Source organism: Actinomadura soli, from assembly GCF_005889715.1.
Classification (GTDB): Bacteria; Actinomycetota; Actinomycetes; order Streptosporangiales; family Streptosporangiaceae; genus Spirillospora; species Spirillospora soli.
This window is the reverse complement of sequence record NZ_VCKW01000436.1, coordinates 1-4,274: the sequence shown is the minus strand read 5'-3', so window position 1 is coordinate 4,274 and position 4,274 is coordinate 1. Positions and strand designations below refer to the sequence as shown.

Annotated in this window: 5 protein-coding genes and 2 pseudogenes; 2 read left to right on the top strand and 5 right to left on the bottom strand. The window is 71.9% G+C overall.

The window, feature by feature from the left end; translation table 11 throughout:
* Positions 1–217 (top strand): annotated as a pseudogene (locus ETD83_RS40005) (amidase family protein); the annotation flags it as partial.
* Here the strand turns inward: ETD83_RS40005 and ETD83_RS40000 are convergent.
* The 3 genes from ETD83_RS40000 to nfi all read right to left on the bottom strand — a co-directional run bounded on the left by ETD83_RS40000 (position 214) and on the right by nfi (position 2,412).
* The gene (locus ETD83_RS40000; RefSeq protein ID WP_138650462.1) at positions 214–975 is read right to left on the bottom strand and encodes a glucose 1-dehydrogenase; all 762 of its coding nucleotides are present in this window, start codon (positions 973–975) and stop codon (positions 214–216) included. The pseudogene ETD83_RS40005 and the gene ETD83_RS40000 overlap by 4 nt on opposite strands.
* 71 nt (positions 976–1,046) lie before the next feature.
* Positions 1,047–1,643, bottom strand: coding sequence for a TetR/AcrR family transcriptional regulator (locus ETD83_RS39995; protein WP_205718156.1), 597 nt, complete (start codon positions 1,641–1,643; stop codon positions 1,047–1,049).
* A gap of 82 nt (positions 1,644–1,725) precedes the next feature.
* Positions 1,726–2,412, bottom strand: a complete 687-nt coding sequence (gene nfi, locus ETD83_RS39990) for a deoxyribonuclease V (RefSeq protein WP_138650461.1) — start codon at positions 2,410–2,412, stop codon at positions 1,726–1,728.
* 118 nt (positions 2,413–2,530) lie between these two features.
* Here nfi and ETD83_RS45625 point away from each other — a divergent pair.
* Positions 2,531–2,629: pseudogene (locus tag ETD83_RS45625) on the top strand (SDR family oxidoreductase); the annotation flags it as partial.
* Positions 2,630–2,639: 10 nt separating this feature from the next.
* Here the strand turns inward: ETD83_RS45625 and ETD83_RS39980 are convergent.
* Together ETD83_RS39980 and ETD83_RS39975 are read right to left on the bottom strand one after the other, a co-directional pair.
* Positions 2,640–3,125 (bottom strand): serine hydrolase domain-containing protein, encoded by a 486-nt coding sequence (locus ETD83_RS39980; RefSeq protein WP_407921560.1) that lies wholly within the window; start codon positions 3,123–3,125, stop codon positions 2,640–2,642.
* 129 nt (positions 3,126–3,254) lie between these two features.
* Positions 3,255–4,274: bifunctional lysylphosphatidylglycerol flippase/synthetase MprF (locus ETD83_RS39975; RefSeq protein ID WP_138650459.1), on the bottom strand; the 1,020-nt coding region annotated here is incomplete at its 5' end.

Below are 4,274 nucleotides of genomic sequence, written 5' to 3'. Positions count from 1 at the left end.
GTACTGGAAGACGCAGTCGGGGGTTGCGGGGGCCTGTCCTTATGCGTGGACATGGAACGTGCTGGGGTGGCCGGGCGTGAATGTGCCCGCAGGTTTCACGAAGGCGGGGTTGCCGATCGGTGCGCAGCTTCTCGGGCATGACTCCGATGAGGCGACGCTGATCTCCATGGCCGCGCAGTTGGAGGCCGTTGAAGGGTGGGCCGAGCGGCGCGCTTAATACCCGGCGCCGGTGAGCATTCCGCCGTCGACGAGGACCTCGCTGCCGGTGCAGTAGGACGAGTCGTCCGACGCGAGGTAGACGACCAGGCCCGACACCTCCTTGGACTTGCCCATGCGGCCGAGGGGGAGTGCCCTGAAGAAGGAGTCGGCGCTGTCGGCGGTGGCGGCGACGACGTCGTCCTGGAGGGACAGGGGCGTCAGGACGCCGCCGGGGTGGATGGAGTTCACCCGGATGCCGTATCCGCCGAGCTCGCGGGCGGCGGCCTTGGTGAGGCCGCGGACGCCGAACTTGCTGGCGCTGTAGGCGGCGAGGCCGGAGGCGCCGATGAAGCCTTCGGTCGAGGAGACGTTGACGATGGAGCCACCGCCGGCCGCGCGCATCGCGGCGGTGACGGATTTCACGCCGAGCCATTGGCCGAGCAGGTTCACGTCGAGGATGCGGCGGAACTCGTCGATGGACATTTCCTCAATGGTCTTGTGCTGGATGATTCCGGCGTTGTTGACCAGGATGTGCAGGGCGCCGAACGTTGCTGCCGCGATATCGACGGCGTTCTTCCAGTCGGCCTCGCGTGTCACGTCCATGCGGACGAAGACGGCGTCGGCTCCCAGGTCGGCGGCCAGCTTCGCGCCCTCCTCCTCCAGGACGTCGCCGAACACCACCTTGGCGCCCTCGTCCAGGAACCGGCGGACGTGGGACTTGCCCATGCCGCGCGCACCGCCGGTGATCAGCGCCACCTTGCCGTCCAGCTGACCCATCAACGCTCCTCGTCCCGCGTCCGTGCCGCAAACCAACCTAGCGAACGCTTGGTTAGCCGGACAAGGGGGCGCTATCCGGTGCGCAGGCCGTCGAAGAGCAGCGCGAGCATCCGGTCGGCGTACGCGCCGGGATCGGCGGTGCGTTCCGCGGCGACGCCGATCGCGTTGGTGAGCCGCAGCAGGTCGCGCGGGTCGATCTCGGCGCGGACGGCGCCCGCGTGCTGCGCGCGGTCCAGCAGCCGGCCGAGGGCGTCGCAGATCGCGGTGGCCGCGGCGCCGAGCCCGGTGTCGGCCCACTTCGCCGACATCGCCTCGATGATCACCGTGGAGGTGCCGCGGGGGGTGCCGGCGCCGGTCAGGTAGGTGCGCAGCCAGCGGCCAAGCGCGGCCTCCGCGTTGAGGGCCTCGGTCTCCGGGTCCGCCGCGGGCTCGGCGAGCAGCTCGTCGGCGTGTGCGAGGAGGCCGTCGATCCGGTCGCGCAGGACGGCGTGCAGCAGGGCGTCCCGGGTGGGGAAATGCCGGTACAGCGTCCCCGAGCCGACGCCCGCGCGTTTGGCGATGTCGTCGAGGGACGCGCCCGTGCCGTGCTCCATGAAGGCGGTGCGGGCCGTCGTGATCAGTCGTTCGTAGTTGCGGCGGGCGTCGGCCCGCATCGGCCGGGTGTCCATGGGCACCGTCCAGCGGCGTCGCGGATGACCTGGGTGTCTCCGTCTGCTTTCGGACGAGAGTGCCATCTTCCACACAGACGCGCTACCCGCTGAGGGCATCGCGGGAGAGCCGGTCCGCCCTCCGCGTCGTCTCCGGCAGCCGGTACCCGGGTGTCAGGTCCAGGACGTTCCGGCACGCGGTGTCGAGATCGGTGCGATGCCCGACGGACACGAAGACCGGCTTCACGTCGTCTCGCGTGCGCAGAACGCGGCCGACGACCTGGCCGCCGTCCAGCAGCGGGCTCGTGTCGCCGCGGCGCCGGCCGGGCGGCTCGTAGGCGCCGACGAACGCGGTCTTGCCGACGCCGATCGTCGGCACGCCGGTCAGGACGCCCAGATGGCACGCGAGCCCGAACCGGCGAGGGTGCGCGACGCCGAACCCGTCGCAGACGAGCAGGTCGGGTGTCGTCTTCAGGTCGCGCAACGCCTCCAGCAGCGTGGGCAGCTCCCGGAAGGCGAACAGGCCCGGGACGTAGGGGAACGCGGCCGTGCCCACTGCGACCGACTCCTCGACAACGTGAAGGGTTGCGCTGTCCAGGACGACCACTGCCGCGGCCAGGCGCGTGCCCGTGCCGCCGCCGTCGCCCGCGTAGGAGACGTCCAAGCCGGCGACGGTGCGCGGTTTCGCCGGGCCCGGGGCGTCCAGTTCCAGCATCGGACGGAGCCGTTCCTGGATCGCCTCGGCCTCGGCCGGGGTGGACGGCCAGGCGTGCAGATCGCGCACCTCCATGAACCGGCACAGTACCGCCGGATGTTACGTATGGAACGTGACAACCCCCCGGAGGTGCACATGGACGGGATGCGACTGGACGGCCGCACGGCGGTAGTGACCGGCGGCGGGGGCGGCAGACGACATCGCCGGGCTCGTCGCGTTCCTGTGCACCGACCGCGCCGGGTACATCACGGGGCAGACCATCTCGGCCAGCGGCGGCATCACCATGCAGTGATCTCAGAGCATCAGGTCAGCGACGCGTACGCGGCCTCGGTCAGGCGGTAGGCGCGCAGGTCGCCGGCCGCCATGTGGCTCATCAGGTTCGGCAGGTAGGCGAGGGCGAGCCCGGCGTCAGGGTCGGCCAGGCCGATGGCCCCGCCCGCGCCCGTGTGCCCGAACGCCGACTCCCGCGCGGCCTCCGGCGTGAAGAACGTCTGGGCGGGACGCATGAAGCCGAGACCGAACGCGCTGTCGACGAGCATCGTCCGGTCGGGGCCGCTGACACGCGGGCGGATCGCGTCCCGCAGGGTCTCGGGGTGCAGGATCCGCCCGGCGAGGAGGTCGCGGTAGAACGCGGCGAGCGCGGGCGCGGTGGTGAGCATCCCGGCGGACGGCCAGCCCGCGCGCAGCACGACCGGGTTGTTGTAGCCGCCCTTGCCCGGGTGCGGGTTGTTGAGCGCCCGGTTCATGGTGCTCTGCGGGTCGGTGTAGGCGGCGGCGAGACGCCCCAGCAGGTCGCCCGTGAACGAGCCTCGCGCTTCGCTCGGGGATCCGACGCGGCGGCTGGCCCTCCACGGTGCTGCTCATGCGCGGTCCTCTCGACAGGTACCACAATAGAATCACATTCTAGGATCGACCGGTCAGCCGAGGTGGTGGGCGGGCTCGGTGACGGGGCCCTCCGCCCGCCGGGCCGGGCGCGTCCGGGCGAACTCCAGGGTGAGGAGCGCGGCGGCCAGCCATGCGATGTCGAACCAGGAGCGGAAGACGACGTTGCGCGGCTTGTAGGACGGCCGGAACTTCTTGTCGAAGAGGTAGAGCGACTCGACCGCGATCCACGGGTCGAGAAGGCGCAGGGCGTGGTAGCCGGCCTGCTCCAGGACGGTGCGCCTCTCGGCGTCCAGCAGCTCGCGGAACGCGGCGAAGTTCAGGGAGACGACGCCGTGGCCGTGCCCGGACGCGTACTCGACCATCTCGACGATGAGGCGCTCGTTGACGCCGTTCGGGCCGCCGGGGCTGCGGCGCATCGCGTCCAGGCTGAGGCCCTCGCCCGCGGTGACGTAGCGCTGGAACGCGATGGGCCGCCGGTCCGCGTCGTAGGCGATCGCGATGATCGCTCCCGGGTGGTGGCCGGTGAGCAGCTCGTCCAGGTTCATGGCGAAGCCGCGCTCGGCCCGGCCGCCGAGGGAGCGGGACGCGACGTCCAGCAGCCGGTCGCGCAGGTCCGGCGCGAGGTCGCGCTCCGCGACGATCTCGGACGTGACGCCCGCGTTGACGGTGCGCCCGACCGCCTGGCGGACGTTGCGCATCTGCCGCCCCGCCAGCGTGAACGCGTCCGGCCTGAGCACGACCTCGTCGCCGAACCCGATCGAGCGGAACCGCCCCCACACGGGCAGGAGCGCTTCGCTCGCGCCGAGGACGGCGGGACGCCAGCCCGCCGTCCGGCACAGGGCGAGGAACGACCTGACGGCGTCCGCATGCGAGGCGGGGTCTCCGACCGGGTCGCCGCCCGCGACGGCGATGCCGAACTGCACCCGGTACCCGATCACGGCCCGCCCGTCCGCGCTGAACACGTACGCCTTGTCGCGGCGCAGCGCGAACGGGGCGAGGGTGTCGGAGCCGGGGTGCGCGACGAGGGCGGCGACGCGGCCGCGTTCCGGCTC

What these genes read in the sequence shown, in the direction of transcription:
- ETD83_RS40000 (WP_138650462.1), bottom strand. Translation starts at nt 975, where the DNA reads ATGGGTCAGCTGGACGGCAAGGTGGCGCTGATCACCGGCGGTGCGCGC.
- ETD83_RS39995 (WP_205718156.1), bottom strand. Translation starts at nt 1,643, where the DNA reads ATGGACACCCGGCCGATGCGGGCCGACGCCCGCCGCAACTACGAACGA.
- nfi (WP_138650461.1), bottom strand. Translation starts at nt 2,412, where the DNA reads ATGGAGGTGCGCGATCTGCACGCCTGGCCGTCCACCCCGGCCGAGGCC.